Genomic DNA, 19982 nt, shown 5'->3' with positions numbered 1-19982 from the left:
TTTTTGTATCTTATTCAAATGAAGAATCTTCACGACGAGGTCTACGCTCACCGCTGTTGTTATTGCTGTTGTTGCCAGCGCTGTTATTACTGCTATATGAACGCGGTTTGCGATCACGATCACGGTCGCGATTATATCCGCCTTCTTTACGTCCACCACTGTTGTATCCGCCTCTGTTGCTGCTTCCACTACCGCTACCACCGCGATTGTATCCGCCGCTACGATTACCACCGTAACCGCCAGAAGGCTTACGTCCACTAGAACGAACATCTGGTTTACGACGTTTAGCACGAATCGGATCCTCAGGTGTAAGTTCGATCGCTGCATCTTTTTTATCTCCTGTAAGGAGTTTAAGAGCTGCAGACAAAAGTTGTACAGAGTCGTACTGCTCAAGCATTTGAATCGCAATTCCTTTGTACTCGTTCAATTCACCATCTTGTACAATTTCAAGTAGACGCTCTGCTGTTACACGTTGTTTACCTTCAATTGCTTCTGCAAGTGTAGGAAGCGGTTTACGCGGAATACGGTGACGAGTTACACGCTCGATGAAGTGCAAATGATCAATCTCACGCGGAGTCACGAAAGAGTAAGCTGCACCTTCTTTACCTGCACGGCCTGTACGACCAATACGGTGAACATAGCTCTCAGGGTCTTGCGGAAGGTCAAAGTTTACTACATGTGTTACACCAGAAACGTCAAGTCCACGAGCTGCTACGTCTGTAGCTACGAGTACATCAATGCTTCCATCACGGAATTTACGCATTACAGCGTCACGTTGATTCTGAGAAAGGTCACCATGCAGACCATCTGCAGAGTATCCACGTTTTTGCAAAGCTTCTGCAAGCTCATCTACACGACGTTTTGTACGACCGAATACGATAGCAAGCTCAGGAGATTCCATGTCAAGCAAACGGCTCAGCGCGTCAAATTTTTGACGTTCAGGTACTTCGATATAAGATTGATCGATAAGCGGTGCGCTTACTTGTTTAGGAATAACGGATACGTGCTCTGGGTTTTTCAAGAATTGTTGTGCAAGTTTTTGAATGTTAGGAGGCATTGTAGCCGAGAACAACATCGTTTGACGCTCGTCTGGAACTTGTTTCAGGATCGATTGGATATCTTCCATGAAACCCATATCCAGCATTTCATCAGCTTCGTCCAGTACAACAGTTTGTACATCTTCAAGTTTGATTGTTTTACGGTTGATATGGTCAAGCAAACGACCTGGTGTACCGATAATCACTTGTGGTTTCTTTTTCAAAGCGCGAATTTGGCGAACGATATCTTGACCGCCGTAGATTGGAAGAGTGCGGATCCCTTTAAAACGAGAAAGTTTCTCGATTTCTTCTGCTACTTGAATAGCAAGTTCACGGGTAGGTGCCATAATCAGTGCACGGATTTTTTCGTCAGTTTTGTCGATTTTGCTGATGAGTGGAATACCAAAAGCAGCTGTTTTTCCTGTACCTGTTTGTGCTTGTCCAATCAAATCACTTCCGCCAAGTGCTAATGGGATTGATTTAGATTGAATGGGTGTTGCTTCTTCGAATCCTAGTTCTGTAATAGCTTGTAGAACCTTAGGTTCCAAATTAAATTCTGAGAAAGTTGTCAAATTTTTTCAAACTCCTTTTATATGGTGGACATGTGGACAAATCCACTTCGTTATCTGTATTCTTAAGTAGCGTTACATTTATTGGCTGTTGGATCATGCGAAGTTTTCTGCACGATTTCACCTTTTTTCAATAATGAAGAGAATACTTTCCCTCTATTATTGACTAAACTACATATGATGTTTTTAATTGAAACTTGCTGAAAACAAAACATGCTTTTTCCGAAAAAAGCGACCTACTCAAGAACATCTAAACAATATTATATCACAAAACGATTTACAATTACCAGCTAGCATTATAATATGAATTATTGTTGAGGTGAGAAAGTGTTTAAATTACTAACAAAATCCGCACTTGTTTTTATAGGCGGTGCCATTATTGCAGCAGGCTTCAATCTTTTCTTAATCCCTCATGAGCTTCTTAGTGGGGGTATTTCTGGTGTATCCATGCTTATCGGATATTTCACCAGTCTGGATTTTAACTTCATGTACTTCGCTCTTAACATCCCACTCCTTATTGCCGGTTGGTTTATGCTCGGCAGGAGGTTTATCACTTTTAGCATATTGAATGTTATAGCAACGACATGGATGTTAAATTTAGTACCTGTAACTGCCGTTGTAGAAGACCCCCTCCTCTCTTCTGTATTTGGCGGGGTACTGATTGGGGTAGGAACTGGTTTGGCATACCGGGCAGGAGGATCATCTGGAGGGCTAGATATCGTTGCTTCCATTATTACCCGGTACCGAGATTTTCCTATCGGAACGATTATGGCGTGTATGAACGGGATTATTATTATGCTTGCCGGATATTTGAATAATGACTGGAATATTGCCTTAATCTCTGTATTATCCATTTATATTACAGGCAAAATTATAGACCTTATTCATATCGGGCATGTGAAAGTGACTTTATTTATCGTTACCAACGAGACAGAGATCATGCTAAAAAAATTATTACCAAGACAGCGAGGGGTCACCAAAATCAAAACACAAGGTGCCTTCACTGAGCATGAAAAAGATATGCTGATGACGGTAACGACGAAATATGAACTCGACGAAATAAAACAAATTATCAAGGATACCGATCCGAAGGCGTTTGTTAACATTGTAGAAACCGTCGGGATCATGGGTTCTTTTAGGAAGAATTAGGGTGTTTGTCAAGTGTAATATTTAAGGTCCTTGTGGTATACTATGAATGCATACTCGTTATTGCAATGATGTTCTCAAGAGCTTATCTTGTCTATCCGTAATTTCACCAAGCACAAGGCTTTTCCAGGCAATGAATGATTCTTTGCTGAATGATTCTAAGTGAGGAAAGGGTGATTATTTGTGGAAATGGAAAGGGTAAAACTGTCTGATATCGTCTCTAAATGGTTTCCAGAAATGCTCCCCACTTTAAGGCAACATGAACTCAATTCGTTAATTGTGCTTCGGGATGGATTCGGGATTTTGGAACCAGAGGATGCTATGGAAATCATTCAGTACAGTATTTGTGAACAGCAAGACAATATGTATTTACAATAAAACCGCACGCCGCCGCTATCGCCGTTTCTCGGCATAGCGGTTTTTTTATTTTATTTTGAATTCTCTTCTCTTTTTTCACTCGTATAGAAAGAAATTACTCTGTTCATTCTCCGGTACTTCTATTAAAATATTTCTTTGTGTGCATTCACAAATCTTATACAAAGAAATAAATGGAGAATCGACATGAATCAGACATTTACTACTTCCCAAAAATGGAAGCAATTTCTTATCATTTTGCTCCCCATCCTCATTACGCAGATTTCGTTATCGGCAATCACTTTTTTCGACACCAATATGTCAGGCCACTATAGCCCACAAGATTTAGCAGGTGTAGCGATTGGAGCGAGTCTCTGGATTCCCATCCAAACCGGACTCAGCGGTATTCTCATGGGAATTACACCGATTGTATCTCAGTTGATCGGCAGCGGTCGCAAAAGTGATGTGCGTTTCAATGTAATACAGGCACTCTATTTTGCTGTTACAATCGCGATTCTCATTCTTCTTGTGGGAAGTTTCGTCATTGGCCCTGTTTTGGAATTTATGAGCCTTGAAGATCGGGTTCAATCCGTTGCTTATTATTTTCTTTGTGCCATTTCATTTGGGGTTATCCCGCTCTTTGGATATACCGTACTTCGTAACTTTATGGATTCTCTTGGCCAAACAAGAATAACGATGATCATTACGCTCATTTCCTTGCCAATTAATATCTTACTGAATTATTTACTGATATTCGGCCATTTTGGCTTCCCTCGTCTTGGCGGGGTTGGTGCGGGTGTTGCTTCCGCATGCACTTACTGGATTATTTTCTTCATTTCCATCGTTGTAGTGCATCGTATACGCCCTTTTGCCGAGTATGGCGTATTCCGGAAGTGGCATGGTCCTTCTATTCGTAAATGGAAAGAGCTTTTGACTATTGGTATACCCATTGGATTTGCGATATTTTTTGAGACCTCTGTATTCTCAGCGGTTACCTTATTTATGAGTAGATTTGATACAGCAACGATTGCAGCGCACCAAGCTGCGCTGAACTTTGCATCTACCCTATATATGATTCCTCTTAGTATCAGTATGTCACTCACGATTTTGGTCGGTTTTGAAGTCGGAGCAAGACGTTTACAGGATGCCAAGAAATACAGCATCATTGGAATCGGCAGTGCTGTAACGTTATCTTTACTCACTGCTGTGGTGCTTATTGTATTCGGCAAGCAGGTTGCTGGTATTTATTCTACCGACCCTATTGTCATTGATCTGATTCAGCATTTTTTAGTATATGCCATCTTCTTTCAAATTTCAGATGCGGTAGCCACACCGGTACAAGGTTCATTACGAGGATACAAGGATGTTTCCCCTGCTTTTATCATTACTTTTATTGCTTTTTGGGTAATTGGACTGCCAGTCGGGTTTATAACAGCTACTTATACAACTCTCGGACCTTACGGGTACTGGATTGGTTTAATCGTCGGGCTTGGATGCGGTGCATTCGCTCTGTTATGGCGCCTTGTAAGAATACAACGTAAATACAATCAAAAATTAACGAGTAAGTAAAAAAAGCTGCTCAGTGTACCTAAAAGGTATTCACTGAGCAGCTTTTTGGTTAATTTATATAGGTTATTGGGAAAGGCGAAGTGCAAGATCATACAATTCCATATTAATTGGTTTTTTCGTGTTAACTACAAGGTCGATGTCTGTAAGTGTCAACTGATTATTAATAATTCCGCAAGCTTTATCGGATTCACCTTCAATCAGTTTACGAACAGCAAAATCACCTAGACGGCTGGCTAAGTTACGATCAAAAGGAGTTGGCGTACCACCACGTTGAATGTGACCTAGAACCGTTACTCGCGGCTCATACGCTGGGCAGCGCTCCATAATTTCTTTAGCTACGTCTTCTCCCTTGCCAACACCTTCTGCCACTACAATGATACTATGACGTTTTCCGTGTTCAAAGTTTGATCTCATTCGATTTGCAACTTCATCCATATCAAACGGAACTTCTGGAACAAGAATAGTCTCAGCACCAGACGCTAGTCCTGCATGAAGTGCGATATCGCCGCAATGACGACCCATAACCTCTACGATGGATGAACGTTCATGAGAAGACATGGTGTCACGAAGTTTGTTAATGGCATCTACTACAATACTTGTAGCTGTATCGAAACCGATCGTATAATCCGTATAAGAGATATCATTGTCAATTGTACCAGGAAGAGCCATCGTATTAATTCCGAGTTTACTCAGCTTGTTAGCCCCTTGATAAGATCCGTCCCCGCCAATAACGACAAGACCGTCGATGCCGTGCTCTCTCAGAATGTCTGCACCTTTTTGCTGACCTTCTGGTGTCATAAACTCCTTACAACGTGCAGATTGAAGCACGGTTCCACCGCGCTGAATAATATCTCCAACACTGCGAAGGTCCATTTGACGGATATCGTTATTTAAGAGACCTTGATACCCACGTTGAATACCAAATACTTCAAGCCCATAGTAAAGCCCACTGCGTACCACGGCACGAACAGCGGCGTTCATCCCCTGAGAGTCTCCTCCACTAGTTAACACTGCAATTTTTTTGACTGCTGACATTATGATTTCCTCCTCTTATTTCTCATACATATGTTTACGAATCCATTTGGTATTGACCAAGAAAAAGCGTCTAGTTAGCGGGCTATTTCTTAGTAACCTTTTGGAGACGGAACGAACCTCCTGCTGCTCGCTGACCTTAGGATCAGTCAAGTATAGTGCAAGCAGTCCTTCAATAATCATCCGGTGAAAAGAGCTTGCAGGCATGTGCGAAACGTCGTTACGAGCCTCATCAACAATATAGGCGAACCGTTCGATCATTTCATTCTCGCTTTCGTAATAATTACAAAAGTTAAGATCTCCACCCTGTCTGTCTTCCTCCTGATCGATTAAGTAATCGAGCATGATGTGTAGTCCTGTCACATGCGGAAAATAGGATGCATGAATAGAGGAAGCTTCAACATCATCTAGATGTGGGTCTGTAGCAGCAAGGAAAAGCATGAATACCCCTAGTGTTGAACCCGTAGCTGCTGCAAACTCATTCCATTGTAATGCCGGCGTGCGCTGCTTATGAAGTTCCCACCAATCGAGTAAAGCTTGTTCACGAAGTTCAGGCTTAATATGCTTGTACACTTGTAAGTCAACATAGAGTCCTACCAAATCCTGAACATGAGATTTAACAGCCGAATATCCGGGCAACCTCTTTAAGCAGGATTGACAAGTAGATACAAGACTATGCAAATATCCATCATCTTCTTGTTCTTTACGAAGTGCATAATAATTTACTAATTTCGCGTCAGGATTAACCGCGTCAAGCATCGATTTATGTAGCAGCCTAAAATCATCGGCATCCATGGAAGTACTTCGATCGCATAAATTATCCAAATAATCACTGATCGTTTGGTACGATACGATGAGTGGAATAAGGACTTCCTTCATCGACAAATTGGCAGCTGCATAAACAGCGCCTCCTTCACAGTGAAACTGTTTGCTTGCAATACTGGCAAGTGCCTGTGTTCTAAGCTCCGGGTCTGGAATCTCTTCTGCTCTCATTTTAATGCGACTAAGTTCTTGTCTTACACCAGGGAAAATATGTCTGTATACCCGGTTCATTAGTCCAATGGGCCCCCGTGGAACATTACGATAACTTTGTTTTTGGTTAATCAAATGACGGTGCCTCCACTTTGTTCTTTACATATTCATACCTGTTCAAACCAATACCCATTATAATATGACATGCCATTTTGTACAAATAATCTAAGTCACTTATTTATATTATCAAACATTAGCCCTCTATCCATTTTTTATCATATTTACATTATAGCATGTGTGAATATAATCACAGAAACAATCAAAAAAAGCGCAGCTCCCCTAATCGGGAAAACTGCGCTTTCAATACACGATTCAAACAAACTTGTATAAGAAATCCGATAAGTACGGAAAAATTCTTACAGTTTGATTACGTTAGCTGCTTGAGGACCACGGTTTCCATCAGTAATTTCGAATTCTACCGCTTGACCTTCTTCTAGAGTTTTGAATCCGTCTCCTTGAATAGCGGAGAAGTGAACGAATACATCGTCGCCGCCTTCAACTTGAAGAAAACCATAACCTTTTTCTGCATTAAACCATTTAACTGTACCTTTCAAATGAACAACCTCCTAAAAATACCGCCATCTATGGCGAATGTCTATATTATACTGCATAAGTTTTTACAATGCAATTACTGTTTTGATCAAACCTATAAAATAATTTGCTTCTGGAACTCGGGTAAGGTATCATTTTACCAAAACCGCAAATGGAGAAATGCACATGATTAAAAAACATCAAATATATAAAAAAGACAAATGGAATATGATGACTGTAGAAGTACAAGGTCGTTATATAGTGCTTCGTGAAATCTCTGATCAGTGGGGAGAAGATACTCACACATTTATGAGCAGACCAGCTCTTATGCAGTGGGCAAAAAACCGATTCCCTAAAGAAGACTTTGTAGACAGAGAAGAAGAATGGGCTGAAATTATGGCTGCTTTCAAAGAGGTATAAAATATATGGATGTTAGCAGTAACATACTTATTTTTATTGTTTCTGCCTTCCTGCTCGGCGTTGTCGTTATTGTGAAAAAAGACTCGCTTCCACAAAGACTTCGCAGGCCGCTTGCTATTATTTCTATTCTAATGATTGCGTTTGCCTTCTTCCTTATTATGTACAGCTTGTTGACAATGGGCAGCTAACCGCTCACCTGGTACCCTGGCGGTTACTTCCTTTCAAATATTTCATTACCGGAACGGTCATACTATGCATTAGTGCCTTACATGAAGGAGGAACCGCTATTGTATGCCCGAAAGACATTGCTCTTTGTGCTTGCAGTTAGTCTGATGTTTACAAATGGTGCCGCTCATGCACAAGCTGACCGTTCCGGCCCGTCTTTATTTAATGATCATCAAAGGAGGATGAATATGAGTAAAGTAGTGAAACGAAGTGAAGTACCTTTAGAAGATCAGTGGAACCTGCAGGATTTATTTGAGGATCAAGCTGCATGGGATAAAGAGTATGAAGAGGTCAAAACCTTGACCAAAAAAGCAGCAGAATTCCAAGGTAAACTGAGTCAAGCGGAAGCTGTAAAATCCTGTTTTGAACTCGAAGATGATATTTCCCTCAAAACAGAACGTTTATATGTTTACGCTCATATGCATCATGATGAAGATACGGCAAATCCTACATATCAAGCACTTTCTCAAAAGTCGAAAAAGTTGAGTGTGCAGGTTAGTGAATCTTTATCTTTTGTGACTCCGGAAATTCTCGCTTTACCGGATCAGGAACTCGATGCTTTTATTGAAAACCCTATTCTTAAGCCTTACCAATTCACATTAGTAGAGATGAAACGCGAAAAAGCACATGTTCTATCAAAAGCGGAAGAAGCATTACTTGCTCAAGTTGGTAACTTGTCTCAAGCTCCGCAGACGATTTTTGGCATGCTGAATAATGCCGATCTCAAATTCCCGAAAATCAAGGATGAGCATGGAAACGAAGTTGAACTGACTCACGGCAGCTATATTCAGTTCCTGGAGAATCCAAATCGTGAAGTGCGTGAGAGAGCGTTCAAAGCAGTCTACAGCACTTACGCGAAAAATAAAAATACGATCGCTGCTACGCTTAGCGCGAGCGTAAATAAAAATATTTTTTATTCAACTGTTCGTAAATACCCTTCTGTTATGGAAATGTCCCTTTATGGTGATAACATTCCAACCGAAGTGTATACGAACCTCGTTGATACCATCCATGAAAGCTTGCCGCTGCTTCAGCGTTATATGAAACTGCGTAAAAAGCTGCTCGGAGTAGATGAACTGCATATGTATGACCTCTTCGCTCCTCTCGTTGATGAGTACAAAATGGATATCTCCTACGATGAAGCGAAAAAGACCGTTAAAGAAAGCTTGAAACCTCTTGGTGAGAAGTACCTAGATGCTCTTCAGGAAGGTTTCAACGACCGATGGATTGATGTATACGAAAATGAAAATAAACGCACAGGAGCGTATAGCTGGGGCGCTTACGGCACACATCCTTATGTACTCCTGAATCATAAAGATAACTTGAACAGTATGTTCACGTTAACTCATGAGATGGGTCACGCTCTTCACTCTTATTTCTCAGACCATGCACAGAAATATAGAGACGCGCAATACACCATTTTCTTGGCAGAAGTTGCGTCTACTACGAATGAAGCTCTGCTGATGGATTATATGCTTAAAAAATCAACAGATCCAAAAGAGAAATTGTATCTACTCACCTATTATGCAGATCAATTCCGTACAACCGTATTCCGCCAAACGATGTTTGCTGAGTTTGAGAAAATCATTCACGAACGTGCAGAACAAGGAGAATCCTTAACACCTCAGCTTCTCTCCGAAATCTACTATGAACTGAACAAAAAGTATCATGGAGATGATATGGTAGTTGATCAGGATATCGAAATGGAATGGGCACGTATCCCTCATTTCTACAACAGCTTCTACGTTTACAAATATGCAACAGGGTTCTCTGCAGCAACCAGCTTCTCCAAACAGATTCTGGAAGAAGGTCAACCTGCCGTAGATCGTTACCTTGGCTTCCTGCAAAGCGGTGGAAGTGACTACTCTATCAATATCCTGAAAAAAGCAGGTGTCGATATGTCTTCCCCAGAACCGATTCGCGAGGCGATGGCCGTATTCGAAGAGGTAATCACCCAAATGGAACAACTTACGAAATAAAATATTATACCTAGAATCCCTTGCCAATAGCCGGCAAGGGATTCTCCATGATTTACAGCAGTTTCAAGCGGGGTCAGATAAAACACATGACAAGGGAGATTGAACGATGAGCATTCAAATCAACGAGGAATATACTTTACAATTACTAGATAAATTACTTAACACTCCGAGCCCTAGTGGGTTTACTCATCACATTATGGAAATCATCGAAGCAGAAGTGTCAAGACTTGGCTTTACGTATGAACGCAATGCAAAAGGCGGCACCATTATCACGCTTCCAGGTGAGGACAATAGTAGAACGATCGCGTTAAGTGCTCATGTCGATACACTAGGTGCCATGGTTCGTTCTATTACCTCCAGCGGAACGCTAAAACTAACATCCATCGGTGGATTCATGATGAATTCGATCGAAAATGAATACTGCATCATCCATACTCGCAGTGGCAAGTCCTATACAGGTACCATTATGTCAACGGCTCCATCGGTACACGTCTATGCAGGTGCCAGAGAATTCAAACGAGAAGAAAGTCATATGGAAATTCGAATTGATGAGATGGTAGAAACAAAACAAGATGTTTTGGATCTAGGAATCGGAGTAGGCGATTTTATTTCTTTTAACCCACGTGCCGAGTTTACAGCCAGCGGGTATATCAAATCTCGCCATCTGGATGACAAAGCAAGTGTCTCTGCTCTCTTTGCTTTACTAGAATCTGCTAAAAGTAATCAATGGAAGCCTAAACATCAAGTGAAACTGTTAATCAGCAATTATGAGGAAGTTGGTCACGGTACGGCTTATATTCCAAGTGATATTGATGAAATGATTGCTGTGGATATGGGCTGTATTGGTGATGATCTATCTTGTAAAGAAACCGACGTATCCATCTGCGCAAAAGATTCTTCAGGACCTTATGATTATGAAATGACATCAAGGCTGATTGAGCTAGCAAAAGCATCTGACATCGACTACGCTGTCGATATCTACCCTTTCTATGGTTCGGATGCTACAGCTGCACTACGCGGCGGTAATAATATTCGTGCGGCTTTGATCGGACCGGGTGTACATGCTTCTCATGCTATGGAACGTACGCATAAAAAAGCTGTAATCAATACAGCTAGACTGTTAGCTGCTTACATCACTGCGTAAATCTCTTTTGATTGAAAAAGCATTACTTACATCACGAAATCACATCATAAACGAATCCTGACAGAAAAAAATGATCGAACTTAATATTCTTCTTAAACAATAAAGACCCCTCTCGGGGTCTTTATTTTCTTATCATATAGATTTCGTCCTTACATTTAAAAAACAGCCCTAGAATAGGGTTTAGAAGTCCCTACGGTAAAACCAATAACCTTCCCCGAATTACACTTCATAAGCTGGGGTTTTACAACCTCAATAGTAACGACAAAAAAGTTAAGCTTCTTCTACTGCTCTCTTTCGCTTGTTCTCCCAATTCATAAGTTCACCGAGTAGTTTCTGCTTTGTGGAATCAAGTTTTATTAAAACTCTACCCACCTCTCCCATACCTTTGCTAACACGGTCCTGGGCGTCATGGATTTTATTTTGTACCAACCAGTCACTAAAAAATCCATCAAGGAAATAATCCGCAAAAGTAAGCATACCTTGAATTTCAAAATCACTATCCAGGATTACATTGACATCACGAAGCTCTTCCTGAAATTTACGAAGATGGAACTGAGCTTCATGGACATGATCTTCTGCATCTCCAATTCGGCTATGTTTAATATGTGTGGAGATCATTCCTCCACCAAGCATATCGTAGGTTCCCCAATTTCCCACTGATTTTAGAGATTCGGCAGCCTCATCGAGACTATCGAGCACTCGATTGCCTGCGCCCATCGCTTCATCGATCTCTTTCAGTTGTCCTTTGATCTTGACCTCATTTTCCAAACACTTCTGAATAAAATCATCTGAGTCTGCCAAGCTTTTCTGTTTGTCAGCCATAAGTTCATCGTATTCTTGTCTCCAGTGTTGCCATTCATACAAAGCTGCAATCTCGCTTCTCACCTCAGAAAGCTGTTTGCGAATATCCTCAAGAGCACGGGATGCTTCGTCATACAACGCTTTGCTCTCTAAAAGTTCTTTCTCCTCTTTCTCCAGCTTCTCTTCTTTTCTCCCCACCACACTGTAAAATAAAGAAGACAAAGAAGTCTTAAGAAGCTGATCTACATCCTTTTGTTCTGCACGCAGATGTTCTTTTCGAACATAAAGGAGTTCTTCTCCCCTTTTTTCAAGTTCCTGTAGGTTTTCTTCTCGGGAAGTCCATTTGTGAAGCAATCTGCCTTTTTCCTTCAGTAGTGCAAGGCGTTCATTCATTTCCTCATACACAGACATTCTCTCCCTTCTCGTCCTTCCAAGACTTACGAAGATAAATGTTATTTACTTCTTGTTCTGTTCGATCTGCTCTGCTAGTTCATTTAAATAAGTCCATCTTTCCATTAAATGTTCCAGCTCTAACTCCGCCTCTGTCTGTTGCTTCATTAATTCTTGGAGTCTTGATGCATCCGCAAAAGCTTCTTCCATTTGAGAAGTAAGATCTGCTATCTTCTGCTCTGCAGCTTCAATCATTGTATCAATCTGCTCATATTCCCGCTGCTCTTTAAAACTAAATTTCAGTTTCGTTTTAGGCGTATCTTCAGACTTTACAGAGGCAACTGGAGAATCTTTTTTCTCCACACTTGATTCTTTCTTATTCATTTCTTTCCCGGGCTCTTGCCCATTCTTAACAAGCCACTCTGCGTACTCTGAGTAGTCCCCTACATGTACTCTCACCTGACCCTCGCCTTCAAAGGCAAGCACTTTATCAATCGTACGATCAAGGAAATACCGATCATGCGATACGACAAAAACAACGCCAGGGAAATCCTCCAAGTAGGTTTCGAGAACACTAAGGGTACTGATATCCAGATCATTCGTAGGCTCATCTAGGAGAAGTACATTAGGTGCAGACATAAGGACTCTTAACAAATACAGACGGCGCTTTTCTCCCCCAGACAAGCGGGAAATATACGTCCACTGCGCTGCAGGAGGAAATAAGAATCGTTCGAGCATCTGAGCCGCAGTAATGGTTTCTCCATCTCCTGTGCGAATCACTTCTGCTTCTTCTTTGATATATTCGATGACCCTTAGGTTCTCGTCCATTTCTTGATGTTCTTGTGTAAAATAACCCAGTTTAACGGTAGGTCCTACTACAATCTCACCGGAATCTGGCTGAATTCGACCTGCAATCATATTGAGCAGTGTTGATTTACCGCTGCCGTTTGGCCCTACAATACCTACACGGTCACCAGGAACCGCAATATAACTTAGATCATCTACCAAGGTGCGATCTTCGATTTTTTTTGACAGATGTTCTATTTCTAAAATCTTCTTGCCGAGTCTAGCAGAAGCCACTGACATTTCCAGATCTCCAGACCGATGAAGATTGTCCTGATCTCTCAATTTTTCAAAGCGGTCAATTCTCGCTTTTTGTTTTGTCGTCCGTGCTTTCGCGCCTCGGCGAATCCAGGCAAGTTCGCTGCGCAATAAATTTTGCCGTTTTTGCTCTGAGGACGCTTCTCTCTCTTCACGTTCTGCTTTCAGTTCTAGAAACTTAGTGTAGTTTGCTTCATACCGGAAAAGACGTCCATGATCAAGTTCAATCATCACATTCGCTACTCGGTCCAAAAAATAACGATCATGCGTGATCATAAGAAGCGCACCGCGGCGTTTTTGTAAATATTGTTCCAGCCAAACGACAGAATCGTTATCGATATGGTTTGTAGGCTCATCCAGTATAAGAAGATCCGATGGATGAATGAGTGCAGCGGCAAGCGCAACCCTTTTTCGCTGTCCACCCGATAAACTGCCCATTTTTGCATCGAACTGCTGAATGCCTAGTTTAGAGAGAATTGTTTTTGCTTCACTCTCTAGCTGCCATACATCATGCGCTTCCATCTTTTCACTAATTGAAGTTAGCTTTTGCAGCAGCATTTCATCACTTGGCTTTAGTTCTAGCAGTTCCATAATTTCCATATAGCTGCGAACGGTCTGCATTTCGGGTGAGTCGCCTTGAAATACTTGCTGTAGTACCGTGATATCAGGGTCATAATCCGGATTCTGATCTAACATCTCGATCCGTACATGGTTACCGATTGCCACGTTACCTTCGTCTGCTTGTTCCTTACCTGCAATCACGCGAAGAAATGTGGATTTGCCTGTTCCGTTTACACCAACAATACCGATTTTATCTTGATCGTTCATACCAAACGACGCATCTTTGAAAAGAATCTTTTCTCCATAGCTTTTGGAAATATGTTCAACTGTCATTATATTCATTATGAAATTTCCCTACTTTACTTCAGTTTAGATACATCTTATATGTGTTTTTTATTAGATGAAGTACGAACTTGCAAGTTCTTTACCACAACCATTGATGAATAAGTTGCTTGCAAACTTCACTCTGTTCTCCAGTTCCTCTGCCCCAAAATTTGGTTTGACCATGATATCCATTTTATGCCGGTCTAAAATACCAATATAAGATACAGCATAAAGTTCCGGCTCTGGTAATCCGCCTTCCGCGAGCATTTCTTGCACGATATACATATACTCTTGTAAAAAACGCTTCATATATTCTATGAGCTCAGGATCATTATTCGGCGTCATAAAGAACAGCTTTGTGTGCTGACGCCGCTCATAATAGTATGTTAAGTGATTCCGCGCAAAAACGATTAATTTATCTTGCATGTTCATAGAAGAGTCTTTTAAAATAGCTCTGGCTGACTGAAGAAAACGTTCACAATCTCTGCGGGTAACTGCTGTAAAAAGGGCTTCTTTATTTTTAAAATATAAATAAATAGTCCCTTTGGCGATGCCAGCCTCTTCCGCAATTTCGGACATTTTGGTTTCATAAAAACCTTTCATCCCAAATAGATGATAACCCGCGTCCAAGATCGCTTCCTGTTTGTCTATTGGATCCATACTTATCACCACCCTACAAATCTAGTCATTTAAAATATAAAGTGCCCCAGAATACCTGCCAGAGCTCCGCCGAACAAGGAACTTAGTAAATTCACAAGGTCATTGCTCATCCAGCCTAAACCACGGCTTTTTATCGTCCTAACGCCGCAGTGCTCATGCACTTCTACTTCTTTACCGCATATTGTGCAGCAATACATTCGCTGCGCCGTCGCTCCTAACAGAGAATCAAGATAAGCCCCAGCAAAACCAGAGATAAGCCCAATTAGTGCATATGCTAATAAGGAAGCCTGCATCTCTTGCCCTGTTACTTGTAAGAAAAGGTAAGCTCCCACACCAATAAGAAGCGCCCCTGACATGGATGCAATATTACCCGTCAATGTCACTCCCCCAGAAGCCCCAGGAGCTACAGGTTGCAGTGTAATGACTGATCTCGGTCTTCTATGGCTAAGACTTCCAATTTCAGTAGCCCACGTATCAGCAGTAACCGTTGCCATGATTCCAATGAAAACATACATCCACACGGGATGCGGAAAAAGAGCATTTAGAATGACTAATATCATCCCAAGTCCGCCATTTGCAAACACTTGAGCAGCATCCCGGTTTCCAGTCTTAGCATAGGATTTTTCTAATTCACGCTTCTCACGTTTCTTATATTTCGAGAGCAGGGTCGAAGTAATAAAAAATAGCAGCAAGGTGCCGAACCAGAATAAATTACCTGCTCCATAGTATACTGCACCCATCACAACAGCTGCAGCAAAACCCGAACCTGTGAGTGATTTCTTCCTATAGGCAGCACCAGCCACGAGGAGTGCAAATAAAGTGCCCCATATATAGTCCATAAGTGTCAGTTCTCCTGTACATCTATTTTATATTTCAATAGTATAACACGCGGATCCATGCCGAGTCAGTCCAGCTATTGAATCAGACAATATAAAAAAACACGCAATCGCAACTAGCTGATTCAGGATAGTCGCAAAAGCGTGTCCTTATTTAGTTCCTTTTGTCTTTCATCAGGTTATTTGATCGTAATACTGCCTATATCTTCACCGGCAAAGCTTAGTTTTAGCATATCCCCAGACTTGACTGGTCCAACGCCTGCAGGCGTTCCTGTAAATATAATATCTCCCTCACCAAGTCCATAATGCAGTGCTACATAATCTACAATGTCCTGGAGACTAAAGATCATGTCCTGAATATTGCCCCGCTGCACTTCCTCATCATTCTTATTCAGCGTGAAATCGGATGCCATAAGAGCGTCTATTCCTTCAAAAGGCTTAAACTCACTGATGGGAGCAGAACCAAGGAAACCTTTTGCTGCTGTCCAAGGGTGTCCCTTGCTTTTTAGCTTAGACTGTACATCACGCAGGGTAAAATCAATGCCGAAAGCGTAGGAGTCCACTACTTGATTTATAACCTCTCCAGGACAAACCTCTTTTCCAATTTTGATGACAAGTTCTGCTTCATAATGGATTTCTCCGCGTCCTTCGGGTAGTGCAAGAGTCTGTCCATTCATCATTACAAGTGCATGAGATGGTTTCATAAAAATCATCGGTTCTTCCGGAACGGCATTCCCTAGTTCTTCAGCATGAAGTCGGTAATTTCGCCCCACACAATATACATTTCGAATTGTTCTCTGCATATCTCTTCTCTCCTCTAGTCATGTCTACTTGGATGAATTAGGTTTGAATAATTTCGATAACTTCCTGGAGTTCGCTTTGTTCCACAATTCAGGCCGATTCGTGCACAGCATAATACTTGGGTCAAGCGCCGCAATATTACGCATGATACGCGATGAATCAATCGTCCATGCCATGACTCTAATATTTTTACTATTCATCTCCTTTATAAGCGACTTCGTGACATAAGGATATCCAATGGATAGAAAATGACATCCTAGTTCTTCTAGTTGCCTTGCAAGGTCTGCAGGAGATGCATTAATAATCAGCCCTGTCGGAATATCGGGATGAATTTGTTTTACCTGCCGTAATGCCTTCTTCTCAAAAGAGGTAATAACATAATCACGAGGTTTCCATACGCCATACAGTTTTCCAATAACAGAAGCTGCCAAATCAGGATACATATTACCGACCGTTTTCAGCTCAATATTAAGCTTTACTTTCCCCTTGGTAAGTTCAAGCACTTCAGTCAGTGTAGGAATACGTTCCCCCGCATACTTTTTCGATTTCCAGCTTCCAGCATCCAGTTTCTTTAGTTCAGCAAGGGTATGATCTCTTACATTGCCGCTGCCATTTGTTGTTCGTTCCAGACGAAAATCATGGATTATCACAGGAACTCCATCACGAGAGAGCTGCACATCAAGCTCTATCCAGGAAACCTGCTCTTGCTCCATAGCCAGTTTGAATGCAGCGATTGTATTCTCGGGAGCAAGGGAAGAATAACCGCGATGTGCTACGCATGGATTGTCCATCTAACTTCACCCTCTTTGCAGGAACGATTTATTTTATGGATGAGACCGTCCCGTCTTCGCTTATTTTAGCTCCAAATGATCTATTCTGAATCTCACGCAGCAGTGCTGCTCCCTCTTTCTTGTTCATCGGAACGGGCTGTGCAAGCTCCGCATGATAAGGTAATAATTTGATACCGCATTTCCCATCTTTTTGACATGTTGCCTCAAAGATAGCCGTTTTCCACGTTTCCGCTGTAGCTGATCTTGAAAAAATAAAATTACCCGTGCTATAAGCGATCCATTTCCCTTTATAGGACTCTAATCCTTGAAGTACATGGGGATGACCGCCAATCACAAGATCTGCGCCTGCATCAATAAATTCATAACCTAGTTTTTTTTGATTCTCATCCGGTGTTGTATGCCGCTCTTGTCCCCAATGAGCCATCACAATCACGAGATCCGCCTTTTTATGAGCTTGCTTTATGGCTTTTACCGCTTCCGTGCTATTATATGCGTCCGCCACACCAGGTTTCCCTGCTTCTGCCCGCCAACTCGCTTCAGGAATAACTCTTGTAAAACCTAATAATGCAATTTTGATTCCATTTTTCTCGTAATAAACAGGGCTATAGGCTTCCTTTCGATTCAGGCCAGCACCCACATAGCTAAGTTTATTGTTTTTCAGATGCGTAAGTGTATCTGTAAGACCTTTTACTCCTTGGTCCAATATATGATTGTTGGCCAAGTTTACGACATCCACACCCGCAGCAGCTAGTGATTTGAGAGCTTTCGGGGATGATTTATATACGAAGCTTTTATTTTGAGCTGCTACTCCACCTGTAGTGACAGGTGTCTCCAAATTAATGAATGTGAGATCGTCATTTGTAAATAAGGAGCCCAAGTGTTGATACGGATAGTCGAACCCTTTTTTTAATAATAAATCCTCTACTTTACCTGAGAATTGAACATCCCCTGCAAAGTGCATAGTAATTGACTCTTTAGCAGCCGTATTTATTAATTCTTCTTCCTTTGCTGATTCTTTGGCCTCATCTGATTTATTCGACTCATCATCAAGTTTCTGATCAGGTTCGTTTATCAAGTCTTGCTCTTCTTGTGATGTAGACACCGATTCCTGCTTCCGTTCCTCGCCTTGGGACAGATCGAGAGCTTGTCCTTGTCCTTCACTGCCCTGCTGCTGTTTATCATCTACATCTTGTTCCTTATCATCAGTTGCCTCTTGTTCCTTATCATCAGCTATATCCTGCTCGGTATCATCAGTAAGTTGCTCGTTACTCTCTGGAGCTGAATTTGATACATCGGAATTATCCACCATATCGGCTTGATCCTGGTTATTGCTTAAGATCCACGGCATGTTTCCTGTCCTAATCGCAATCATAAAACCTGCAACCAGTAAAACCAACACCATATTAATGGTTATCCATTTCTGGGTTCTCTTCCGTTGTTTTTTCTTTTTGGCTGCTTTACTTCTTTCTGTTCTTGAGGGTAGCATAAAATCTCCTTCTTACTATAATTGACTAGTAAAGTAATCTTAACGAGTCTATGAAACGAATCTATTATACCATTTAAAGGATATTTGGTGTGAATTCATAGAGACAAATAGAATTATAGGTAAACAAAAATAACCGCGAAGCTGCGCTCCTATGAAGAGCTGCTTGCGGTTATTTCAATGGAATGTAACACAAATCACACGTTATATAAGATTACTAATTAAGCGTTCCACTTTTCATCAGCACGTCTAATAATAACATCACTCAGTGCTTCCATATAAAGCGGGTCACTATTAAGTGAATCGATGCGCATGAGTCGCATATCCAGTTCTTTAGCGACCGCTTTTGCTTCAATATCCAGATCATACAGTACTTCCAGATGATCGGATACAAAACCAATAGGTGCTACCAGTACATCCTCAACCTCTTCTTTGCTAAGTTCCTGCAGTGTATCAAGAATATCCGGTCCAAGCCAAGGCGTTGCTGTACGACCTGCACTTTGCCAAGTGAACTGCCAACGTTCTACTCCAGCTTGTTTTGCTACAACCTTGGAAGTTTCAAGCAGTTGCTCCGGATATGGGTCACCCATCTCTACGATTTTTGCCGGCAGACTATGAGCACTAAACAATACCCGAACATCTTTGCGGATCGCTCCCGCCTCTTCAAAATCATTCAGCTTAGCAACCACTCGCATGGTAAGTGCCTCTATGAGCTTCGGATGTAAATGATAGGATTCAATAAAACTCATCTCTATCCCATGTTCCTCTGCCTTTGCCTGTGCTCTCTTAATATATGAACCAACACTCATTGTAGAGTAATGAGGAGCAAGTACGATTCCAATTGCTTTTTTAATACCGTCTGCCGCCATCGCATCTACTCCATCTTCGATAAATGGGCTCGCATGCTTCAAACCTTGATAACAACGATATTCAGTACCTGCGGTTCTAGCATCCTGTTTCAAAGTTTGCTCTAATGATTCCACTTGCTTGTTTGTATTCTCGCGAAGCGGAAAAACTCCGCCAACGATCGCTTCATATCGTTCGGTGAGTTCAGCGAGTTGCTCTTCCGTTGGCTTATTCCCGCGTCTAATATGTGTATAATATGCTTCAATATCCTCCATACTTTGAGGAGTGCCGTACGACATGACGAGTACACCTATTTGATTCATTATCTCATCCATCCTTGTTCGTCTTAT

At 41.6% G+C, this 19982-nt stretch carries 19 protein-coding genes; 7 read left to right on the top strand and 12 right to left on the bottom strand.

Features of this window, described 5'->3' with window-relative positions; all coding sequences use genetic code 11:
• Positions 1 to 10 precede the first annotated feature (10 nt).
• Positions 11 to 1609: a degradosome RNA helicase CshA gene (gene cshA / locus KJS58_RS09090; protein ID WP_213532194.1), complete on the bottom strand. Its 1599-nt coding sequence runs from the start codon at positions 1607 to 1609 to the stop codon at positions 11 to 13.
• 324 nt (positions 1610 to 1933) lie between these two features.
• On the opposite strand from cshA, the gene KJS58_RS09085 reads away from it, so the two are divergent.
• From KJS58_RS09085 to KJS58_RS09075, 3 genes are all read left to right on the top strand, one after another.
• Positions 1934 to 2755: a YitT family protein gene (locus KJS58_RS09085; RefSeq protein WP_213532193.1), complete on the top strand. Its 822-nt coding sequence runs from the start codon at positions 1934 to 1936 to the stop codon at positions 2753 to 2755.
• 186 nt (positions 2756 to 2941) lie between these two features.
• Complete coding sequence (locus KJS58_RS09080; RefSeq protein ID WP_201450707.1) at positions 2942 to 3130, top strand: hypothetical protein; 189 nt, start codon at positions 2942 to 2944, stop codon at positions 3128 to 3130.
• 183 nt (positions 3131 to 3313) lie between these two features.
• Positions 3314 to 4675: an MATE family efflux transporter gene (locus KJS58_RS09075; protein ID WP_213532192.1), complete on the top strand. Its 1362-nt coding sequence runs from the start codon at positions 3314 to 3316 to the stop codon at positions 4673 to 4675.
• Between the two features lie 63 nt (positions 4676 to 4738).
• On the opposite strand, the gene pfkA is transcribed toward KJS58_RS09075, so the two are convergent.
• The 3 genes from pfkA to KJS58_RS09060 form a co-directional block, all read right to left on the bottom strand.
• A complete protein-coding gene (gene pfkA, locus KJS58_RS09070; protein WP_213532191.1) occupies positions 4739 to 5710 on the bottom strand; it encodes a 6-phosphofructokinase in 972 nt (323 codons plus the stop codon).
• Positions 5711 to 5725: 15 nt separating this feature from the next.
• Complete coding sequence (locus KJS58_RS09065; RefSeq protein ID WP_213532257.1) at positions 5726 to 6760, bottom strand: tetraprenyl-beta-curcumene synthase family protein; 1035 nt, start codon at positions 6758 to 6760, stop codon at positions 5726 to 5728.
• 335 nt (positions 6761 to 7095) lie between these two features.
• On the bottom strand, positions 7096 to 7293 hold the full coding sequence (locus tag KJS58_RS09060; protein ID WP_160033010.1) for a cold shock domain-containing protein: 198 nt from the start codon (positions 7291 to 7293) through the stop codon (positions 7096 to 7098).
• Positions 7294 to 7456: 163 nt separating this feature from the next.
• On the opposite strand from KJS58_RS09060, the gene KJS58_RS09055 reads away from it, so the two are divergent.
• The 4 genes from KJS58_RS09055 (at position 7457) to KJS58_RS09040 (ending at position 11038) form a co-directional block, all read left to right on the top strand.
• Positions 7457 to 7690, top strand: a complete 234-nt coding sequence (locus KJS58_RS09055; protein WP_160033009.1) for a hypothetical protein — start codon at positions 7457 to 7459, stop codon at positions 7688 to 7690.
• A 5-nt stretch (positions 7691 to 7695) separates the two neighbouring features.
• Positions 7696 to 7878, top strand: coding sequence for a hypothetical protein (locus KJS58_RS09050; RefSeq protein WP_191798084.1), 183 nt, complete (start codon positions 7696 to 7698; stop codon positions 7876 to 7878).
• Between the two features lie 225 nt (positions 7879 to 8103).
• Complete coding sequence (gene pepF / locus KJS58_RS09045) at positions 8104 to 9894, top strand: oligoendopeptidase F (RefSeq protein ID WP_213532256.1); 1791 nt, start codon at positions 8104 to 8106, stop codon at positions 9892 to 9894.
• A gap of 106 nt (positions 9895 to 10000) precedes the next feature.
• Positions 10001 to 11038: a M42 family metallopeptidase gene (locus KJS58_RS09040; RefSeq protein ID WP_213532190.1), complete on the top strand. Its 1038-nt coding sequence runs from the start codon at positions 10001 to 10003 to the stop codon at positions 11036 to 11038.
• A gap of 270 nt (positions 11039 to 11308) precedes the next feature.
• Here the strand turns inward: KJS58_RS09040 and KJS58_RS09035 are convergent, their stop codons facing one another.
• The 8 genes from KJS58_RS09035 to hemH all read right to left on the bottom strand — a co-directional run bounded on the left by KJS58_RS09035 (position 11309) and on the right by hemH (position 19955).
• A complete protein-coding gene (locus KJS58_RS09035) occupies positions 11309 to 12250 on the bottom strand; it encodes a hypothetical protein (protein ID WP_213532189.1) in 942 nt (313 codons plus the stop codon).
• Between the two features lie 45 nt (positions 12251 to 12295).
• Positions 12296 to 14233: an ABC-F family ATP-binding cassette domain-containing protein gene (locus tag KJS58_RS09030; RefSeq protein ID WP_213532188.1), complete on the bottom strand. Its 1938-nt coding sequence runs from the start codon at positions 14231 to 14233 to the stop codon at positions 12296 to 12298.
• A gap of 54 nt (positions 14234 to 14287) precedes the next feature.
• A complete protein-coding gene (locus KJS58_RS09025; RefSeq protein WP_213532187.1) occupies positions 14288 to 14875 on the bottom strand; it encodes a TetR/AcrR family transcriptional regulator in 588 nt (195 codons plus the stop codon).
• Positions 14876 to 14904: 29 nt separating this feature from the next.
• Positions 14905 to 15714 carry a DUF92 domain-containing protein gene (locus tag KJS58_RS09020; protein WP_213532186.1) on the bottom strand — a complete coding sequence of 270 codons (810 nt, stop codon included), beginning with the start codon at positions 15712 to 15714 and terminating at the stop codon, positions 14905 to 14907.
• A 176-nt stretch (positions 15715 to 15890) separates the two neighbouring features.
• On the bottom strand, positions 15891 to 16514 hold the full coding sequence (locus KJS58_RS09015; protein WP_213532185.1) for a fumarylacetoacetate hydrolase family protein: 624 nt from the start codon (positions 16512 to 16514) through the stop codon (positions 15891 to 15893).
• Between the two features lie 24 nt (positions 16515 to 16538).
• A complete protein-coding gene (locus KJS58_RS09010; protein ID WP_213532184.1) occupies positions 16539 to 17303 on the bottom strand; it encodes a glycerophosphodiester phosphodiesterase in 765 nt (254 codons plus the stop codon).
• A 28-nt stretch (positions 17304 to 17331) separates the two neighbouring features.
• Positions 17332 to 18789, bottom strand: coding sequence for a CapA family protein (locus tag KJS58_RS09005; RefSeq protein WP_213532183.1), 1458 nt, complete (start codon positions 18787 to 18789; stop codon positions 17332 to 17334).
• 218 nt (positions 18790 to 19007) lie between these two features.
• Positions 19008 to 19955, bottom strand: coding sequence for a ferrochelatase (gene hemH, locus KJS58_RS09000; protein WP_374705794.1), 948 nt, complete (start codon positions 19953 to 19955; stop codon positions 19008 to 19010).
• Between the last annotated feature and the right edge of the window lie 27 nt (positions 19956 to 19982).

This window comes from Paenibacillus sp. J45TS6, from assembly GCF_018403285.1.
Classification (GTDB): Bacteria; Bacillota; Bacilli; order Paenibacillales; family Paenibacillaceae; genus Paenibacillus.
This window is presented reverse-complemented; position numbering and strand designations above follow the sequence as displayed.

Excerpts from the sequence above, each read along its gene's own strand:
- KJS58_RS09015 (WP_213532185.1), bottom strand. The coding sequence starts at position 16,514 with ATGCAGAGAACAATTCGAAATGTATATTGTGTGGGGCGAAATTACCGA.
- KJS58_RS09055 (WP_160033009.1), top strand. The coding sequence starts at position 7,457 with ATGATTAAAAAACATCAAATATATAAAAAAGACAAATGGAATATGATG.
- KJS58_RS09035 (WP_213532189.1), bottom strand. The coding sequence starts at position 12,250 with ATGTCTGTGTATGAGGAAATGAATGAACGCCTTGCACTACTGAAGGAA.
- pfkA (WP_213532191.1), bottom strand. The coding sequence starts at position 5,710 with ATGTCAGCAGTCAAAAAAATTGCAGTGTTAACTAGTGGAGGAGACTCT.
- KJS58_RS09005 (WP_213532183.1), bottom strand. The coding sequence starts at position 18,789 with ATGCTACCCTCAAGAACAGAAAGAAGTAAAGCAGCCAAAAAGAAAAAA.
- KJS58_RS09010 (WP_213532184.1), bottom strand. The coding sequence starts at position 17,303 with ATGGACAATCCATGCGTAGCACATCGCGGTTATTCTTCCCTTGCTCCC.
- KJS58_RS09025 (WP_213532187.1), bottom strand. The coding sequence starts at position 14,875 with ATGGATCCAATAGACAAACAGGAAGCGATCTTGGACGCGGGTTATCAT.
- KJS58_RS09065 (WP_213532257.1), bottom strand. The coding sequence starts at position 6,760 with ATGAACCGGGTATACAGACATATTTTCCCTGGTGTAAGACAAGAACTT.
- KJS58_RS09080 (WP_201450707.1), top strand. The coding sequence starts at position 2,942 with ATGGAAAGGGTAAAACTGTCTGATATCGTCTCTAAATGGTTTCCAGAA.
- KJS58_RS09030 (WP_213532188.1), bottom strand. The coding sequence starts at position 14,233 with ATGAATATAATGACAGTTGAACATATTTCCAAAAGCTATGGAGAAAAG.
- KJS58_RS09040 (WP_213532190.1), top strand. The coding sequence starts at position 10,001 with ATGAGCATTCAAATCAACGAGGAATATACTTTACAATTACTAGATAAA.
- KJS58_RS09020 (WP_213532186.1), bottom strand. The coding sequence starts at position 15,714 with ATGGACTATATATGGGGCACTTTATTTGCACTCCTCGTGGCTGGTGCT.
- pepF (WP_213532256.1), top strand. The coding sequence starts at position 8,104 with ATGAGTAAAGTAGTGAAACGAAGTGAAGTACCTTTAGAAGATCAGTGG.
- hemH (WP_374705794.1), bottom strand. The coding sequence starts at position 19,955 with ATGAATCAAATAGGTGTACTCGTCATGTCGTACGGCACTCCTCAAAGT.
- KJS58_RS09050 (WP_191798084.1), top strand. The coding sequence starts at position 7,696 with ATGGATGTTAGCAGTAACATACTTATTTTTATTGTTTCTGCCTTCCTG.
- KJS58_RS09075 (WP_213532192.1), top strand. The coding sequence starts at position 3,314 with ATGAATCAGACATTTACTACTTCCCAAAAATGGAAGCAATTTCTTATC.